The organism is Desulfomicrobium escambiense DSM 10707 (assembly GCF_000428825.1).
Lineage (GTDB): Bacteria > Desulfobacterota > Desulfovibrionia > Desulfovibrionales > Desulfomicrobiaceae > Desulfomicrobium > Desulfomicrobium escambiense.
Map to the genome: position 1 here is coordinate 167,207 of NZ_AUAR01000008.1, position 17,223 is coordinate 184,429.

The window sequence follows — 17,223 nt, forward strand, 5'->3', positions numbered from 1 at the left end:
GAAAGGGTCGTACGAAGGACCGGGTCATGTCCGGCCATCTCTGCAGTACGCATGGTCGCCCATGAGTTCAAGGCCGGAGGGCCCCTCAAGTCTGAATGCCTTCTTCCACGACGCCAACCAAGATAACAAAAAATACGAAATGAGCCGAGAAGTGTTATAAATTTAAATTTCGTACTACCGATGCCACGAAATCGGCCCCGCCTATATGTACGCAATATCTATATACAGATGGCCGATAGTATTCTGTTTTTCTCCTTATCCCCATTGACCTGCATCATTTCCCTATGCTATGGGAAAGAAAGGCCAAACTTCTACGCTACAGAACTGTTGCGGTTACGACTGTGCGCCTTCTCGGCGCCTGTCTTTTTATTCATACACTGATGGAGGTGTGTTATGAAGTTTGCGGTAGGTTTAGGCAAACCCGGGGCCGAGGAACGGCTGGAAAAAAGTGGGATCTCACGCCGAGATTTCATGAAGTTCTGTTCCACCATCGCCGCGGTCATGGGTATGGAGGCGTCATTTGCCAACAAAATCGCCCTGGCGATGACCTCTCCCAAGCGTCCTTCCGTGGTCTGGCTGCATAACGCAGAATGCACAGGCTGCTCCGAATCCATTCTGCGCGCGGTTCGTCCCTTTATCGACGACCTGATCCTGGACACAATCAGCCTTGACTACCACGAGACCATCATGGCCGCCGCTGGTCACAAGGCAGAAGAAGCCCTCCATCAGGCCATCAGTTCGCCCAACGGCTTCCTCTGCGTTGTCGAAGGCGGCATCCCGACCAAGGACAACGGCATCTACGGCAAGGTCGCCGGACGGACCATGCTGGAGATCTGCTCCGAAGTTGTGCCCAAAGCCATCGCGACCATCTCCTACGGCACCTGCGCCACCTACGGCGGCGTACAGGCAGCCAAGCCCAACCCGACAGGCGCCTTGGGCGTCAACGACGCCCTGAAGCACCTGGGCGTCAACGCCGTGAACATCCCCGGCTGTCCGCCCAACCCCTACAATCTGGTCGGCACCATCGTTCACCTGCTGACCCACAACCTGGCCATCCCCGAGATGGACGACATCAACCGTCCAATCATGTTCTACGGCGAGACCGTGCACGAACAGTGCGAACGCCTGCCCCATTACGAGGCCGGCGAGTTCGCCCCCTCCTTTGATTCAGAAGAAGCCCGCAAGGGATGGTGCCTGGCGAAGCTCGGCTGCAAAGGCCCCACCACCTACAACAACTGCCCCAAGGTCCTGTTCAACCAGACGAACTGGCCGGTCAAGGCCGGACACCCGTGTATCGGTTGCAGTGAACCCGATTTCTGGGATTCTTCTTCGCCCTTCTACGAAGAAGCGTAATCGGCTGTTGCGTCAGGCACAAACATCACTGAATTCAGAGGAGAGAACATATGTCCGGTTGCAAACCCAACCAAGCTCCGGGTGTCGTCGCCACCCCAATGGATAAGAACTTCAAGGGGCCCATCATCGTTGACCCCGTGACCCGCATCGAAGGTCATCTCAAGATCGAAGTCGAAGTGGACAAGGGCAAGGTCACCAACGTCTGGTCGAGCTCGCAGCTGTTCCGCGGCCTGGAACTGATCCTCAAGGGCCGCGACCCGCGCGACGCCCAGCACTTCACCCAGCGCTCCTGCGGCGTGTGCACCTACACCCACGCCCTGGCCTCGACCCGCTGCGTGGACAACGCCGTCGGCGTGGACAAAAACCTGCCCGACAACGCGCGCCTCATCCGCAACCTCGTCCTGGCCGCGCAGTTCCTGCATGACCACATCGTGCACTTCTATCATCTGCACGCCCTGGACTGGGTCGACGTGACCGCAGCCCTGACCGCGGACCCGAAGAAGGCCGCATCCATCGCCAACTCCATCTCCACCCGCCAGACCAAGGCCGAAGACCTCAAGGCCGTGCAGGACAAGGTCAAGAGCCTGGTTGACTCCGGCCAGCTCGGCATCTTCACCAACGCCTACTTCCTCGGCGGCCACGACGCCTACTACCTGCCGCCCGAAGTCAACCTCATCGCCACCGCGCACTACCTGGAAGCCCTGCACCTGCAGGTCAAGGCAGCCCGCGCCATGGCCGTGTTTGGCGCCAAGAACCCGCACACCCAGTTCACCGTGGTCGGCGGCGTGACCTGCTACGAGAGCCTGACCAACGAGCGCATGGCCGAGTTCGTGGGCCTCTTCCAGGAAACCAAGAAGTTCATCGACGAATGCTACATCCCGGACCTCCTGGCCGTGGCTTCCTACTACAAGGACTGGGCCGCCATCGGCGGAACCACCCACTTCATGAGCTTCGGCGAGTTCCCGGCCGTGGAAAACGACCTGAACAGCCGCTGGCTGCCCCCGGGCGTCATCCTCAACCGCAACATCGGCAAGGTCGATGCTTTCAACCCCAAACTGATCGAAGAGCACGTCCGCCACAGCTGGTATCAGGGCGACAAGGCCCACCACCCCTTCCAAGGCGTGACCGAGCCCAAGTACACCTCCTATGAGGACCGGGACCGCTACTCCTGGATGAAGGCCCCGCGCTACGACAAGCTGTCCGTGGAAACCGGCCCCCTGGCCACCGTCCTGGTCGCCTACGGCAAGGGCCACCCCGAAGTGAAGAAGACCGTGGACTACGTCCTCAACCATCTGGGCGTCGGCCCGGCGGCCCTCTTCTCCACCCTGGGCCGCACGGCAGCCCGCGGCATCGAGACCAAGGTCATCGCCGACAAGCTCATGGACTGGGTCAACGAGCTGGCCGAGAACGTGAAAAAGGGCGACACCAAGATCTACCAGGACTGGAAGATGCCCGACGAAGCCGAGGGCGTCGGATTCGTCAACGCCCCCCGCGGTGCCCTGAGCCACTGGATCAAGATCAAGGGCGGCAAGATCGAGAACTTCCAGCTGGTCGTCCCGTCCACCTGGAACCTCGGCCCGCGCTGCTCCGAGGGTAAACTCTCGGCCGTGGAAGAGGCCCTCATGGGCACCCCCATCGCCGACGCGGAACGCCCGGTGGAAATCCTCAGAACCGTGCACTCCTACGACCCCTGCATCGCCTGCGGCGTGCATGTCATCGACGCCAAGACCAACCAGGTCCGCAAGTTCAAGATCCTGTAATCATGTACACAAAGGGGGCCCCGCTTTCCGGGGCCCCTTTCTTTCCTTGAACCGGAACCCGTTTTTGCGTAGCACAAGCGGCGAAGCGGACATCGTCACCCATTTTCCAACACGGAACAGTTCATGGCAGACAAGCGCATTCTCGTTCTCGGCGTGGGCAACATCCTGTTCACCGACGAAGGCATCGGCGTGCGCTGCATCGAACGGATGCAGCAGGATTTCACCTTTTCTGACAACGTCAGCCTCCTGGACGGCGGCACCCTGGGCACGAAGCTCATGGGATCCATCCTCGAGTCGGATTACCTCATCGTCTGCGACGCGGTCCTGTGCGGCGACGAACCCGGCTCCGTATACCGCCTCATGGGCGAGGATTTGCGCAAGAGCCTCGCCTTCCGCGACTCCATGCACCAGACGGACCTGGTGGACACCCTGGGCATGTGCGAACTGGTCGGCAACCGGCCCGAGGCGATCGTCATCGGCATGGAGCCCTTCGACTACCACACCATGGCTTTGGAGCTCTCTGAAACCGCCGACCGCGCCATGCCCGTCATGATCGAGTCCGTGGTCAGGGAGATCCTCTCGGCCGGCGGAACCTGCACACCCAACTGAAGGAGGTAACCATGTGTCTGGCCATTCCCGCAAAAATTGAATCCATCGAGAACGGCGTTGCCCAGTGCCGCGTCGGCGAAGGCGAGACCTTCGTGACCGCCTCCCTCATGCTTCTGGACCAGGAAGCGACCTTGGGAGACTACGTCATCATCCATGCCGGCTTCGCCATCCGCAAGCTGGACCTCAAGGAAGCCCAGGAAACCCTGACCATCCTTCGTGACCTGGCCAACGCCTACGACGAAGTGCAACGCAAGTACAACACGGAGGTCGGCGGTGTCGAAGCCTGATGCCGACAAGGCCCTCGGCTGCCTGACGGGGCTGGCCGTGTGCGAGGCCCTGGCCGAACTTTCCGGAACGACCCCGCCCGTCACGGTGCCCCTGGAGAGCGGACTGTGGGGTGACGGCACCTCCATGACCCTGGCCATTGCCGAGAGCCTGGCCGAATGCGGCGGCGTGGACGAGCGCGACCAGATGGTCCGCCTGACCAGCTGGTTCCGCTACGGCTACCAGAGCTCCGGGGAGACCTGCGACCGCATCGACGATACCGTCAAGGCCGCCATCATGCGCTTCGAGCGCACCTGGAACCCCATCGACGAAGACCTGACCCAGGGCGATGCGTGCCTGGCCCGCGTCGCGCCGACGGCAATATTTTTCGCGGGTGCGACCGAAGCGGCCCTGGACGCCTGCGCACGCGCCACCCGCATCACCCATTCTGGCCGCCAGAGCGTGGACGCCTGCAGACTGTTGGCGGCCATGCTGGACGAAGCCCTGACGGGAGCGGACAAGCAGCGCGTCCTGCGCCCGCAGCCTCCCGCGGACCTCTGCCCCGAAGCCGAGAGCCTGTGTGGGACCGCTCCGGCCCCTGGCGAACACCCGGCCTGCCGGGCGCTGGCCGCGGCCGTGAACGCCTTTGCCGGAAGCGAATCCTTCGCTTACGGCTGCGCCCTGTGCCTGCCGCACGGACCGCGCGCCATGGCCGCCTATGGGCAGTTGGCCGGCGCCTGGTACGGTTTCGAGGCCATACCCGCGGCCTGGCGGCAGAGTCTGGCCCGCGTCGAGCTGCTGCAGAAAGCGGCGGAGTCCTTGCAGAAAAGCTGAAGTCCGACAAAACTTGCCAAAAGCCCCCCCCGTCCGTAGCATGGGAACGCCTTTGCGGCGCTCCCATTTTTTTTGCGCCCAAGGCCCTGCGGATGTTGCCCCTTTGCCGAAAGAACACAGAACATAAGCGAGTTTGCAATATGAGCAGCCGAATATCCTACGCCTTTTTCTTCGTCTTCCTCCTGCTGGCCGGTGCCCTGGGAGCCCTCTACTACGTCAAGGGCGAGTGGAACCCGCCGACCCTGTCCGTGACGCCCGACCAGTCCACGGCGGGCGCATCGACCGTGTTTACCGTGACGGCTTCGGATGCCGACTCGGGCCTCAGGCTCCTGCACGTCACGGCCACGCAGAACGGCAACACCATCGACATCGTCAAGAGGGACCTCCCCGAGGGAACCCGCGACCTGACCGAGACCTTCTCCCTGCCCAAGAACATCTCCAACGGCGCCGTGACCCTCGCCGTCACGGTCAAGGATAACTCCTGGCATCGTCTTGGCCACGGCAACAGGGCCGACTTCAAACGCGACATGACCGTGGACTCCAAGCCCCCCGTCGTTTCCGTCCTCTCGGGGCAGCACAACGTGAACCAGGGCGGGACGGGCCTTCTGGTCTACAGCACCGACGAAGAACTGGGCAGAAGCGGCGTGCGCATGGGCGAGCACTTCTTCCCGGGCTTTCCCTTCCAGCCGGGCAAGTACCTGTGCTTCTTCGCCATCCCCTACGACGCCGACGTCAAGACCCTGACCCCGGCCCTGGTGGCCAGCGACCTGGCCGGCAACGAGGTGTCCATCGGGTTCTTCTTCAACCCCAAGACCAAGGCGTTCAAGCACGACAGCATCAACATCTCCGACAATTTCCTGCAGTCGAAGATGGGTCAGTTCACGCAGTATTTCCCTGACCAGACCCAGCCCATCGACATCTTCCTCAAGGTCAACAGCGAACTCAGGGCCAAGAATGTTGCCTATCTGCTGCAACTCGGCAAGGACACGGTGCCCCAGAAGCTCTGGGACGGCCCCTTCATCCGCCTGCCCAACAGCGCGCCCATGGCCGGGTTCGCCGACAACCGCACGTACATGCATGGCGGACAGGCCGTGGACAACCAGACCCACCTCGGGGTGGACCTGGCATCTCTGGCCACCTCGCCCGTGCCCGCCGGCAACACCGGCCGCGTCGTCCTGGCCGAGTTCATGGGCATCTACGGCAACGTGGTCGTCCTGGACCACGGCTTCGGCATCCAGTCCCTGTACTCGCACCTGAGCGAGATTCACGTGCACAAGGGCGAAACCGTCCAGCGCGGCCAGATCATCGGCAAGACCGGCGCCACTGGCATGGCCGGAGGCGACCATCTGCACTTCGGCATGCTCGTCTCGGGCCTCGAAGTGCAGCCCATCGAATGGTGGGACCCGCACTGGATCAAGGACAACATCACCTCCAAGCTGCAGTGACCAAAGGCCCTCCGGGGCCTTTTTTCGTGCCGTCGCAACACGGGTGACAAGCCGGGCCGGGCTTTGCTAGAAGGCTGCATCGCCCCGGCCCCGGCCGCAACCCCAGCACTCCACGAGGATCCCATGTCCGAATTCGCCAACGTCACCGTGATCAGGAAGGCCAACGTCTACTTCGACGGCAAGGTCACCAGCCGCACCATCGTCTTTCCCGACGGGTCCAGAAAGACCCTTGGCGTCATGCTCCCCGGCGATTACGAATTCGGCACGGCAGACAGGGAGATCATGGAGATCCTGGCCGGAGAGCTGGATGTGCTGCTGCCCGGCGCCAACGCCTGGCAGGCCTTCGCCGCCGGCACGTCCTTCGAGGTGCCCGCCAACTCGAAGTTCTCCCTCAAGGTCCGGACCCTGACGGACTACTGCTGCTCCTTCATCAAGTGACCCGCGGGCCGGACATCCGGCCCGGACACCACGCCATGAAAATCACCGTCCTGGTGGACAACGCCACCCTCATCGACCGTTATTTCCGGGCCGAGCCCGGCCTCTGCCTGTTCATCGAGGACGAAGGCCTGAAGATCCTCTTCGACTGCGGCTACTCCGGGCTCTTCCTGGACAACGCCCGCAAGATGGGGGTCACGCTCTCGGACCTCGACGCCGTCGTCCTGTCCCACGGGCATCTGGACCACACTTGGGGCCTCGAAGCCCTGACCCGCCACCTGTGCGAGGAGCGCCTGGAAGGCCGCCCCTGCTCCCGTCCGACCCTGGTGGCTCACCCGGCGGCCTTCCGCAGCATCCGCGAAGGCGGCAACCCGGAACTCGGCCCGCTGCTGGAGCCGGGCAAGCTCTCCCGGCACTTCGCCCTCAATCTCTCCGCGGCACCCCTGCCCATGGGCGAGCGTCTTCTCTTCCTCGGGGAAATCCCGCGCCGCCACGCCTTCGAGGTGTCCCCGGGCATCGGCACCAAGGAAGGGGACGACGGTCCCGACCTGCTCCCCGACGACTCGGCCCTGGTCTGGCGCGGGGACGACGGGCTGGTCGTGGTCACGGGGTGCTCCCACGCGGGCATCTGCAACATCGTCGACCACGCCGTGGCCCTGACCGGCGAGACCCGCATCCAGGACGTCATCGGCGGCCTGCACCTCCTGTCCCCCTCGGCGGAACGCCTGAACGGCACCGTAGCGCACCTGCGCGCCCTCACCCCGAAACACCTGAGCCCCTGCCACTGCACGGACCTGCACTCGAAGGTCGCCCTGACCGGAGCGGCCCCGCTGCGCGAGGTCGGCGTGGGCCTCACGGTCAGCTACGCCTAGACCGCCGGGCCAACGGCGCAAAAAAAGGGACGCTCCGTGAGGAAGCGTCCCTGCGGTCGGCGCGGCGGTCCGGCCTAGGCCCATTCGTGGGCGAAGTATTCCGGCCCGGCGATCTTGTAGCCTTTCTCCTCGACGACCTTGACGATGGCGGCCATGTCGTCTGCCAGGATGCGGAAGACCAGCAGACGCCTGTTGTCGCGGTAGAAGGTCGAGGTGGACAGGATATTCACGCCCAGGTCGAAGAAGAGCCGGCTCAGATCGGCCATGACGCCCTTGCGGTCCTCGACCTCGATGGCGATGCGGTTGCCGCCCAGTTCCAAGCCCATCTCCTCGACCAAGACGGCCAGCATGGAGCTGCGGCTGATGTAGCCCTTGAGGTGGCTGTCCTTGTCGATGACGGCCAGACCGGCCAGGTCGCGGTCGTGCATGATCTTGGCGGCCACCTCGATCTCCGTTTCCGGATGCACGGTGGGCATCTCCTTGCGCACCAGATCCTTCACCGTCAGCTTGGAAAAGAGGTAATTGAGCTCGTGCTTGCTGAAGGTGGTCGCGCCCGAAGGAAGGGCGGCCCGGATGTCCTCCTTGGCCACATAGCCCTTGAGCTTCCCGCCTTCGACGACAAGCAGAATCCAGAGTTTGTTCTCCTCCATCATCCGGTCCGCCTTGATGATCAGGGTGTCGGAGGTGATGGTGGGGACATGCTTCTGCATGGCAAGGCCTACATACATGGTTCTCTCCTTGGAAAATTGGGTGAATCCCTCATGCAAAGTGCAGTGACAGCCTCGAACCTTTTTGCTATATCCTTGTTTCCATTGCCGGAAATAACCACGATGTGAAACAAGGTCCCGCTCGAAACATCCATGAGACGTGCAGTTCTTCTTATTATCGGCCTGTGCTTCCTGACAAGCATAACCAGGCCCGCTTTTTCAGAAAAACCGCTACGTCTTTTTTTCGAGAAGAACATCAGCGTCGAAGCCAAGCCCGGTCAGGAGCACACCGTCCGGCAAGGCGAGTGGCTCTTCAAGATCCTGCAGGACAAGGGATATTCGGGCGCACAGATCCAGCAGCTCATGCCCGGCATACAGGCCCTGAACCCCCACATACCGAACCTGAGCCATCTCAAGCCCGGCCAGATCATCCGCCTCCCCGAGGGTGTCGCGCCCGCGCCGCCGGCCCCGGCTCGGCCTGCCTCGGACATTCCGTCAGACACATACGAAAAGCGGGCCTACGTGGTCCAGGCCGGGGACACCCTGGTGGACATCCTTCAAAACCAGGGCGTGTCCGCGAGCCTGATTTTCGGCAAGTACATGGACCTCTTTCTGGAACTCAACCCATCGATTCCCGACGCCAACACCCTGCGCGCCGGCCAGGAAATCATCCTGCCTGTAATCAAGGGCGGTGCGCGGCCCGCCGTGGCGCCTGCCGAAGCGACGCGGCCGCAGGAGCCCGAGCAGACCGGTCAGGCACCGCAACCCGCGCCGGTCCCAGCCAAGCCCGTGACGATCGTCGCCGTGCCGGTTTCGCCGGACACGAGGGTCGAAGCCGTCACGAACCAGACAGGAACGCCCAGGCAAGGTCCGCCCGGCGCGTCGTCCTCCGCGGCGGCCGGACCGGCCGTGTCCCAGGCTGCCCCCGCTCCCGAACCGGAACCTTCCCCACTCCCCGAATCCCGGCCGGAGAAGCACGCACAACCCGAAGCCGCCGACAACGACTCTGCGGCCAATGCAACCGGGTCCGCCGAAACCCGTACTCCGCAGACGGGCCTGCCGTTCATCAAGACCGTGCTCAAGGAGATGCGCTTCGGGTTCATGCCCGGCGACGAAAGCATGTTCCCCCTCCCCGGCTCTGGCTGGCTGCATGTCAAACTCTTCGAAACGCCGCTGGTGGAAGCCCCCTGGGGGGACAAGATCCTTTTCTGCCCCGTGCCCAAAAGCGCCGACTGGGTCGCAAACGCCAACAAGCTGGGCATGAAGGTCTGCACCGTCTCCCCCCGCTGGTCCCTGCCGGAGGTGTTGGAAAAGCTGGCCCAGACATTCCCCGGCAATTTCCGGCTGTGGTCCGCGGACCGCGACCTGGTCCTGACCAGGTCCGGAGTCGGTTTGACCCTGCAGTCCCCGCAGATGGCCATCGTCAACATGGGAGGCAGGAAGACCGTCAACATGGTCTGGGCCAGGCAGACGCCGGGCGAATCGCCCCTGCCCCAGGGGCTGCACGAGGTGCTGGACGAGGCCCAGGTCAACGTCATCGAACTGGACGCCTACAACGAACTCTCCCGGCTGCCCGCCAGGCCCCGGGAGTCCATCTACGTGCCCGCGGCCACGCACATGGACCTCATCCGGGCCATCAACCCGGCCAATCCCGAGGCCTATTTCGGCCAGGGCCTGCCCGCCGACCTGAGCGCCCTCCTGCAACTGCTGCGCAGCAAGGACGATTTGCACCAGGGCATGGCGAGCGCCTCCTGGGCCAGCGGCCCGGGCACCCGCATCGGCATCCAGGTACCGGCCTGGAACGTATCCGGAGGAGCCTCCCGCATCATCCTGCTGGACAGGCGCTTCGCCGACCCGTATCTCGTTTCCGTCCTTTCCCGCGAGGGCTACACGTGCTTCGTCCTGCCGGACTGAACCCCAAGGATTCACCCATGCCTCACGACTTCCGTGTCTACGGCCATCTGGTCGGGCTCGACCATGACCGCATGCAGGCCTGCACCGTACATCTGGCGACCTACGAATGCGAGGCCGCCGGCAACGTCCTCGACTTCCTGCACGAAGGCGGCTTCGTCGACGTGGACAGCGACCTCGAAGGCCTCCTGCCCCTGCTCGGGCCCGACGCCCGCGGCGTCGTCGACATCATCAACCACCAGGACTGGGAGATGTTCCGCGTGACCATCGCCGGCGGCGCCATGACGCGGACGCGCATCGCTCTGGACAACGCCCTGGACACGGCTTACGCATCGGAGCGCCGCTCGTAGCACACAAGGAGAAAACATGCACGAACTGTCCATCGCCGAGAGCCTCATCAAGATCATCCGCGAGGAAATGGCCAAGCACGGCCTGACGAAGCTCTTGAACGTCAAGATCGTCTACGGTCAGATCTCGGCCATCGTGCCCGAAGCCTTGGAGACGGCCTTCGAGGTCCTGACCGTGAACACCCCGTTCGAAGGCGCCAAGGTCGAGTGCGAGGTCAAGCCCATGACCGTCCGCTGCCGGCAGTGCGGCGAGGAGTTCAGCCCCTCCTACGAGGAGCGCCTGATCATGCCCTGCCCCAAATGCGCCACGGAGTTCGGGCACGAGATCATCTCGGGGCGGGAACTGTACATCGAGAACATCGAAGCCGAATAACCTGGAGGATTGCATGAAAGTCGACGTGGTACGCAACATCCTGGAGGCCAACGACGCCGTGGCCGCCGAACTGAACGCCGATCTCACGGCGCGGGGCATCCTGAGCCTCAACCTGATGAGTTCGCCGGGTTCCGGCAAGACCACCCTCCTGGAACGCACCCTGACGGACCTCAAGAACGAATTTTCCATGGCCGTCATCGAAGGCGACTGCCAGACCGAGAACGACGCCCGCCGCGTGGCCGCCACCGGCGCCCGCGCCGTGCAGATCAACACGGCCGGCGGCTGCCACCTCGACAGCTCCATGGTCCGCGACGCGGCCGCGTCCATGGGCATGGACGGCATCGACATCCTCGTGGTCGAGAACGTCGGCAACCTGGTCTGCCCGGCCGAGTTCAGCGTCGGCGAGGACTACAAGGTCACCATCCTGAGCGTGACCGAGGGCGATGACAAGCCCGAGAAGTACCCCTTCATCTTCGCCGAATCCAAGGTCATGATCCTGAACAAGGTTGACCTGCTGCCCTACGTCAACTTCAGCGTCGAACGCGCCAGCGCCTTCGCCCGCTCCGTGAACAAGGACATCGAGATCTTCACCCTCTCGGCCACCACCGGCCAGGGCATGGACGCCTGGTACGACTGGCTGCGCCGCGAGCGGGCCAAGAAGAAGAAATAGCCCCGCGCCCCGCGAAAAACGAAGCCCACCCTCCGCATCGGAAGGTGGGCTTTTTTGCGTCGACTGAAAAATTCAAAATCCGCAGATCGCCGTTTTGGGACGGCCTGCTACGCGTTTTTCAGCACCCCGTCGACCATCTCCTGAGCCTCGGTCTTGATGCGCTCCAGGTGCTCGCGGCCCAGGAAGCTCTCGACGTAGATCTTGTACATGTCCTCGGTGCCCGAGGGCCGCGCCGCGAACCAGCCGTTTTCCGTCACGACCTTGAGGCCGCCGATGGCCGCGCCGTTGCCCGGGGCGTGGGTGATCCTGGCCAGGATGGGCTCGCCCGCCAGCTCGGCCGAGGTCACCCGGTCGGGCGTGAGCGACGAGAGAACCTTCTTCTGGGCCATGTTCGCCGGGGCCTGCAGGCGCTCGTAGATGGGACTGCCGTGGCGGGCTTCCAGCTCCCGGTAGAGGTCGCCGGGGTCCCTGCCCGTCACGGCCGTGATCTCGGCCGCCAGCAGGTTCAGCAGAAGCCCGTCCTTGTCCGTGGTCCACACGCCGCCGTCGCGGCGCAGGAAGGACGCGCCCGCGCTCTCCTCGCCGCCGAAGCAGCAGGTCCCGGCCAGAAGGTCGTCCACGAACCACTTGAAGCCCACGGGCACCTCCCGGACTTGGCGCCCGTGGGAAGCCACGACGCGGTCGACCATGGAGCTGGTGACCAGGGTCTTGCCCACCTGCGCCGCCGCGGGCCAGCCCGGCCGGTGCGTCAGCAGGTAGTCGATGGCCACGGACAGGTAGTGGTTGGGGTTCATGAGGCCGTGCCCGGCCGTGACGATGCCGTGTCGGTCGGCGTCGGGGTCGTTGGCGAAGGCGATGGAGAAGGAGTCCTTCAGGGCGATGAGCTTGGCCATGGCCGCGGCCGAGGAGCAGTCCATGCGGATCTTGCCGTCCTTGTCCAGGCTCATGAACATGAAGGCCGGGTCCACGACGGTGCTGACCACGCGGATGTTCAGGCCGTAGCGCTCGGCGATGGGCTCCCAGTAGGCCTGCCCGGCCCCGCCCAGGGGGTCGACGCCGATGCTTATCCCTGAGTTCCTGATGGCCTCCATGTCGATGGCGTTGGCCAGATCCTCGACGTACGGCCCCACGAAATCGTGCTCCCGGCACAGCCCCTGCGTCACGGCCTTCCTGAACGGGACGCGGCGCACGCCGGAGGTGTCGGCCAGCAGCGCGTTTGCCCGCTTCTCGATCCAGCCCGTGACGTCGGTGCCGGCCGGGCCGCCGTGGGGCGGGTTGTACTTGATGCCGCCGTCCTCGGGCGGGTTGTGGGACGGGGTGATGACCAACCCGTCGGCCAGGCCCGAAGTCCGGCCGAGGTTGTAGGTCAGGATGGCGTGGGAGATGACGGGCGTGGGCGTGTAGCCCAGGCCTCGCTGGAAGCGGCAGTCCACGCCGGCCGCGGCCAGGACCTCCAGGGCCGTGCGCTGGGCCGGCTCGGACAGGGCGTGGGAATCCATGCCCACGAAGAGCGGCCCGTCGATGCCCCGCATGGCGCGGTACTCGCACACGGCCTGCGTGATGGCCAGGATGTGCGTCTCGTTGAAGGACGCCTTGAAGGCGCAGCCGCGGTGCCCGGACGTGCCGAAGGCAACCGCCTGGTCGGGCGCGGACGGGTCGGGTTCGAGGGTATAGTAGTCGGACACGAGCCTGGGCACGTTGATGCGCAGGCTTTCCGGCACGGGCGTGCCGGCGAGGGGATGTGCTGCCATGGATGCTCCTTGTTGGTGGATCGGGGTGCGCCGTCGGCCGTCCGCCATGGGCGGGGTGACGGGTCCCGAAGAAATTCGCTCAGGCCAGGGCCTGGGAGCGCTTGAGGGCCTCCCACATGAGCTTGTCGTTGGGGTCCTGCTCGTAGGCCTTCTTGAAGAACTGCTCGCCCGAGAGGCCGGCCTTCTCGAAGATGGTGCCGATGTTGTAGGCCACGTTCTTGCCCGAGTCGGGCAGGCCTGGGTCGACCTCCAGGGCCTTGCGGACCATGGCCAGAGCCTTGGGGATGTCCCGTCCCTCGTTGTAGGCCAGGGCCATGTTGTAGAGCAGGCCAGGGTTGTCGGGGATGACGGCCAGCACGCGCCGGTACTCGGCGATGGCCTCGCGCCATTTGCCCTGCTTGCGCAGCGAGATGCCCAGGATGTTGACCGTGGCGATGTCCGAGGCCGTCAGCTCGCCGCCGCGCAGGTCCAGGGCGCGCTTGGAGTAGCGGATGGCCATGTCGGGGTCGCGGTTGGCGCAGATGGTGGCGATGCGGCTCGACAGGTTGGAGAGCATGTCGGCGGCCTCCTTCTTGGCCAGCTTCATGACCTGCTCGAACATCTCCTCGGCCTGGGAGTTGTTGCCCCTCGAAATCTCCAGCTCGCCGATGTTCAGGATGCGCTGCGTGTCGAGGGGGCTGATCTCGTTCAGGCGGCGCAGGTACTGCAGCTGCTTCTCCGGGTCCCCGGACTGCTCGTAGAGCATGGCCAGGCGCTTCAAGGGCGCCAGATAGAGTTCGGAGCTCTTGGCCGCGTGCTGGTACATCTCCTCGGCCCGGGCCATCATGTCCATGCCGCGGTAGGCGTCGCCCTTGATCATGAAGGCCGCCGCACTCTCGGGCTTCTGCTTCAGGATGTCCTCGGCCACGAGCATGGCCTCGCCCCAGTTGCCGGAGTCCAGATGGCGCTTACCCTTGTCGATGAGCTTGCTCAGACGGCCCTGCGGGGCGATGGTGAAAGCCAGCTTCTCGGCGAAGGAGGCTACGGAGATGGGCTTTGTGATGATGTTGTGGGCGCCCTGTTCGATGAGCAGGGCCGTGGTGTACTGGTCCACTTCCTTGGTCAGGACGATGATGCGCACGGCCGGGCACAGCCGCTGGATGGTGTCCATGATCTGCGCCAGGGTCGATTCGGCGGAGTAGCGGTCCAGGCAGACGACGAACTTGGCCTGCATGTCCTGGCGCAAGAGGGCGAAAAGGTCGTCGAGGCGGGTGTACTGGATGAAGCTGGTCCTCGGCAGGCCGAGGCTGCGGAACAGCACGTTCTTGATCAGCTCCACGAACCCGGCGTCCTCGGTCAGGGACACGAACCTGCCGCCGGCCATGGCGTAGTCGAAGATGGCGTTTCCTATGGCATCCCGCGTATCCTTTTCCATTCGCACCGCCCCTGCATTGACCGCGTTTCAGAACCCGAACCAGGACAACACGGGGAAAATACACCATGCCGCACTGATGTTCAACGCGTTCCTGCCCCGCCGCCTGTGGCGGGTCGGCGCAGCCCCGCGGCGTCCAGCCCACTTTCTCCTTGATTTTGCCCCCCGCCTCGCCTAAGAAATTTCCTCCACAACGTGCCCCCATAGCTCAGGTGGATAGAGCACAGGATTCCTAATCCTGGTTTGCCCATGTTCGAGTCATGGTGGGGGCACCAGATCATCTAAAGATCCGGCTAGTTATACACTAGTCGGATCTTTTTTATTTTTGAACATCAGGGTCATCCAGGATTATATCTTTTAAAATTTGACAAACACAAATCATGGCAAACAGACCCATGAAAGACCGTTGATTTAATAGAGATTAAATATCTTTGCGCAAATTTCAGATGAATCGTCACAGATAACAAATATTGTATATTTATTATTTTGCAAAACAATATAAATATTACTTTAGTGTTAAAATCACTCACATTATCGATAAAAATGATTTTCGTTAAATGCAAATGAGATTTTAATGAAATTATATTTGACATATGAAAAATTATGAATATTGTCTTTGAGTTCGCGGATAAAAAAAAATTTATCCGATTCAGATGCAACTGTTTTCATCTGAATCTCGAATTTTCTTCTCTTTTTATTTCGGAGTTATTGCTTTGTCTAAGAACATCTATGTTGGTAATTTGTCCTGGTCTACTTCTGACGCTGATCTGAAGAACATGTTTGCCCCATATGGCACGGTGACATCCGCACATGTTATCGAAGATCGCGAAACCGGTCGCTCCCGTGGCTTTGGGTTTGTTGAAATGGACGCCGCAGGCGCCGCTAAAGCCATCAGCGAACTGAACGGTGCTGAGATCGAGGGACGCAACTTGAAGGTCAATGAGGCCCAGCCTCGTGAGAACCGTCCTTCCAGCCGCTCCCGTTATTAGTTGATTTCGCCTGATAGCACTGAAAGCCCGTTACTGACGGGCTTTTTTTTTGGACTCTACCGGTCGAAGCTGGCTTGGATGCAATTACCAGAATCCTGGATTGAAAGTATGTCTGTAGCAACCTTCTGACTGACACAACTCAAATTTTTAACATAGAACGAAAATATAAAGGAGATTGCTCGTGGCAAAACAAAATTACGCTTTTGAAAAGCGTCAGAGAGAAAACGCAAAAAAGAGAAAAAAAGAAGAGAAGCGGATGCAAAAAGAAGGGGCGTCAACAGAAAAAAGTGAACAGGTTGACAGCCAAGACACAAGAGATACAGAAATAACCCCTATTCAAAATTGATATATTTATAAATAAAATCAAAGTTATTGAGTTATTTCATATAGAAACTCATCAGTTTAAGAATAGGCGCAGCATTGCCCGGACGACTTTGGCATTTAGGAAAGACTGACGCCACTTGAAACGCCACCCTAACCGGGCAAACAACGGTTATGATCCGACATATCCGGCAGGTCAGGACAAGCCTTCGGCGGCAATACCGCTCTGACATCGGCAACACTGGACAGGCTCCTGCACCATGCCCATTTCGTTCAGATTCGCGGGGACAGTTACCGGGACAAGCGCAAGTCCGGAATCCTCGGCCAGCAGATTCCGGTCATGCAGACAGAGGAATAGGCCGGGTGGGTCAGTTTTCGAGTTCCGTTGACATCGGTGTCTGGCCGATCCCCTTCATCCTTAGCGCTTCCTGATCCTGGTTTGCCCATGTTCAAGTCATGGTGGGGGCACCAGCCGACTTAACGGCTCCGGTTACTTGCGATAGTCACCGGAGCCGTTTTTCTTTTACGCTCAGCCCTGCCCCACCTTCCCCACGGCAAACTCCTGTGCGTTCCTGATGGATTGAGCAGTATCGACATAAGAGTTTCCATTTTGGAAAGCTATATATTGACAACAATATGTCCAAAAATTAGACATCATTCATATGCACGTCATTTCCATCAAATTATTGAGTGATTATTGGGAAAGGACACCAGAAAACGCCTATGCCCGGGACCCTTTGTCCGCCTGGCACAGGATCGCCAAAGGGCAGCGATGGAAAACCCTGATGGATGTCAAAGCGACCTTTGGAAACGCCAGCATCCGGCCAGGGGGGCGTGACCTGCCGGGAAACTTCGGACCACTCAATTCTTGAGGGTTTCCCCACGGTTCATGTTTTTTCCATACTGCCGACAGAAATGTTCTGGCGTCATGTTGTTCAGGCTTGAATGCGGGCGAACGGAGTTGTAGTGCCGCCTCCATTCCTCGATCACAACCCGCGCCTCGGCCCGACACCGGAACCATTCCATCGACAGACATTCGTCGCGAAATTTGCCGTTAAAACTCTCGTTCAAACCGTTCTGCCATGGCTTCCCAGGCTCAATCAGCGCCAAATCCAGAGACTCCCGAGCCGCCCATTTGAGCAGCGCCTTCGACACGAACTCAGGTCCGTTG

General features: G+C 61.7%; 18 protein-coding genes, 1 tRNA gene and 1 pseudogene. 16 read left to right on the forward strand and 4 right to left on the reverse strand.

Going from position 1 to position 17,223, the window contains the following annotated elements:
- Nucleotides 1-393: 393 nt before the first annotated feature.
- From G394_RS0109475 to G394_RS0109510, 8 genes are all read left to right on the forward strand, one after another.
- A complete protein-coding gene (locus G394_RS0109475) occupies nt 394-1,353 on the forward strand; it encodes a hydrogenase small subunit (protein ID WP_028577450.1) in 960 nt (319 codons plus the stop codon).
- A 50-nt stretch (nt 1,354-1,403) separates the two neighbouring features.
- A complete protein-coding gene (locus G394_RS0109480) occupies nt 1,404-3,113 on the forward strand; it encodes a nickel-dependent hydrogenase large subunit (RefSeq protein ID WP_028577451.1) in 1,710 nt (569 codons plus the stop codon).
- Between the two features lie 123 nt (nt 3,114-3,236).
- Nucleotides 3,237-3,722, forward strand: coding sequence for a HyaD/HybD family hydrogenase maturation endopeptidase (locus G394_RS0109485; protein WP_028577452.1), 486 nt, complete (start codon nt 3,237-3,239; stop codon nt 3,720-3,722).
- A gap of 11 nt (nt 3,723-3,733) precedes the next feature.
- The gene (locus G394_RS0109490; protein WP_028577453.1) at nt 3,734-4,009 is read left to right on the forward strand and encodes a HypC/HybG/HupF family hydrogenase formation chaperone; all 276 of its coding nucleotides are present in this window, start codon (nt 3,734-3,736) and stop codon (nt 4,007-4,009) included.
- Entirely contained in the window at nt 3,996-4,820 is an 825-nt protein-coding gene (locus G394_RS0109495; RefSeq protein WP_028577454.1) for an ADP-ribosylglycohydrolase family protein, read from the forward strand. The genes G394_RS0109490 and G394_RS0109495 overlap by 14 nt, the downstream gene beginning before the upstream one ends.
- Nucleotides 4,821-4,960: 140 nt before the next feature.
- Nucleotides 4,961-6,265, forward strand: a complete 1,305-nt coding sequence (locus G394_RS0109500) for a M23 family metallopeptidase (protein ID WP_028577455.1) — start codon at nt 4,961-4,963, stop codon at nt 6,263-6,265.
- Nucleotides 6,266-6,388: 123 nt separating this feature from the next.
- Entirely contained in the window at nt 6,389-6,703 is a 315-nt protein-coding gene (ppnP, locus tag G394_RS0109505; RefSeq protein WP_028577456.1) for a pyrimidine/purine nucleoside phosphorylase, read from the forward strand.
- 35 nt (nt 6,704-6,738) lie between these two features.
- Entirely contained in the window at nt 6,739-7,572 is an 834-nt protein-coding gene (locus G394_RS0109510) for an MBL fold metallo-hydrolase (RefSeq protein ID WP_028577457.1), read from the forward strand.
- 74 nt (nt 7,573-7,646) lie between these two features.
- On the opposite strand, the gene G394_RS0109515 is transcribed toward G394_RS0109510, so the two are convergent.
- Entirely contained in the window at nt 7,647-8,300 is a 654-nt protein-coding gene (locus G394_RS0109515) for a CBS domain-containing protein (RefSeq protein WP_028577458.1), read from the reverse strand.
- Nucleotides 8,301-8,432: 132 nt separating this feature from the next.
- Here G394_RS0109515 and G394_RS0109520 point away from each other — a divergent pair, with 132 nt between their 5' ends.
- The 4 genes from G394_RS0109520 to hypB are packed head-to-tail and all read left to right on the forward strand — an operon-like array spanning nt 8,433 to nt 11,580.
- Nucleotides 8,433-10,193: a LysM peptidoglycan-binding domain-containing protein gene (locus G394_RS0109520; RefSeq protein WP_028577459.1), complete on the forward strand. Its 1,761-nt coding sequence runs from the start codon at nt 8,433-8,435 to the stop codon at nt 10,191-10,193.
- Between the two features lie 17 nt (nt 10,194-10,210).
- Entirely contained in the window at nt 10,211-10,540 is a 330-nt protein-coding gene (locus G394_RS18720) for a hypothetical protein (protein WP_043775293.1), read from the forward strand.
- A gap of 16 nt (nt 10,541-10,556) precedes the next feature.
- A complete protein-coding gene (gene hypA, locus G394_RS0109530) occupies nt 10,557-10,910 on the forward strand; it encodes a hydrogenase maturation nickel metallochaperone HypA (protein WP_028577460.1) in 354 nt (117 codons plus the stop codon).
- A gap of 13 nt (nt 10,911-10,923) precedes the next feature.
- The gene (hypB, locus tag G394_RS0109535) at nt 10,924-11,580 is read left to right on the forward strand and encodes a hydrogenase nickel incorporation protein HypB (protein ID WP_028577461.1); all 657 of its coding nucleotides are present in this window, start codon (nt 10,924-10,926) and stop codon (nt 11,578-11,580) included.
- Nucleotides 11,581-11,687: 107 nt separating this feature from the next.
- On the opposite strand, the gene pgm is transcribed toward hypB, so the two are convergent.
- Together pgm and G394_RS0109545 are read right to left on the reverse strand one after the other, a co-directional pair.
- The gene (gene pgm / locus G394_RS0109540) at nt 11,688-13,331 is read right to left on the reverse strand and encodes a phosphoglucomutase (alpha-D-glucose-1,6-bisphosphate-dependent) (protein ID WP_028577462.1); all 1,644 of its coding nucleotides are present in this window, start codon (nt 13,329-13,331) and stop codon (nt 11,688-11,690) included.
- A 79-nt stretch (nt 13,332-13,410) separates the two neighbouring features.
- Nucleotides 13,411-14,745, reverse strand: a complete 1,335-nt coding sequence (locus G394_RS0109545) for a tetratricopeptide repeat protein (RefSeq protein WP_028577463.1) — start codon at nt 14,743-14,745, stop codon at nt 13,411-13,413.
- A gap of 194 nt (nt 14,746-14,939) precedes the next feature.
- Between G394_RS0109545 and G394_RS0109550 the strand changes: the two genes are divergently transcribed.
- From G394_RS0109550 to G394_RS21525, 4 genes and pseudogenes are all read left to right on the forward strand, one after another.
- Nucleotides 14,940-15,017: transfer RNA gene (locus G394_RS0109550), tRNA-Arg, on the forward strand.
- Nucleotides 15,018-15,455: 438 nt separating this feature from the next.
- On the forward strand, nt 15,456-15,731 hold the full coding sequence (locus G394_RS20765; protein ID WP_084435519.1) for an RNA recognition motif domain-containing protein: 276 nt from the start codon (nt 15,456-15,458) through the stop codon (nt 15,729-15,731).
- 181 nt (nt 15,732-15,912) lie between these two features.
- Nucleotides 15,913-16,077, forward strand: a complete 165-nt coding sequence (locus tag G394_RS21385) for a hypothetical protein (protein ID WP_169725549.1) — start codon at nt 15,913-15,915, stop codon at nt 16,075-16,077.
- Between the two features lie 165 nt (nt 16,078-16,242).
- Nucleotides 16,243-16,410, forward strand: a pseudogene (locus G394_RS21525) (ATP-binding protein); the annotation flags it as partial.
- Between the two features lie 503 nt (nt 16,411-16,913).
- Here G394_RS21525 and G394_RS20775 read toward each other — a convergent pair.
- Nucleotides 16,914-17,223: integrase core domain-containing protein (locus G394_RS20775; RefSeq protein WP_028577464.1), on the reverse strand; the 310-nt coding region annotated here is incomplete at its 5' end.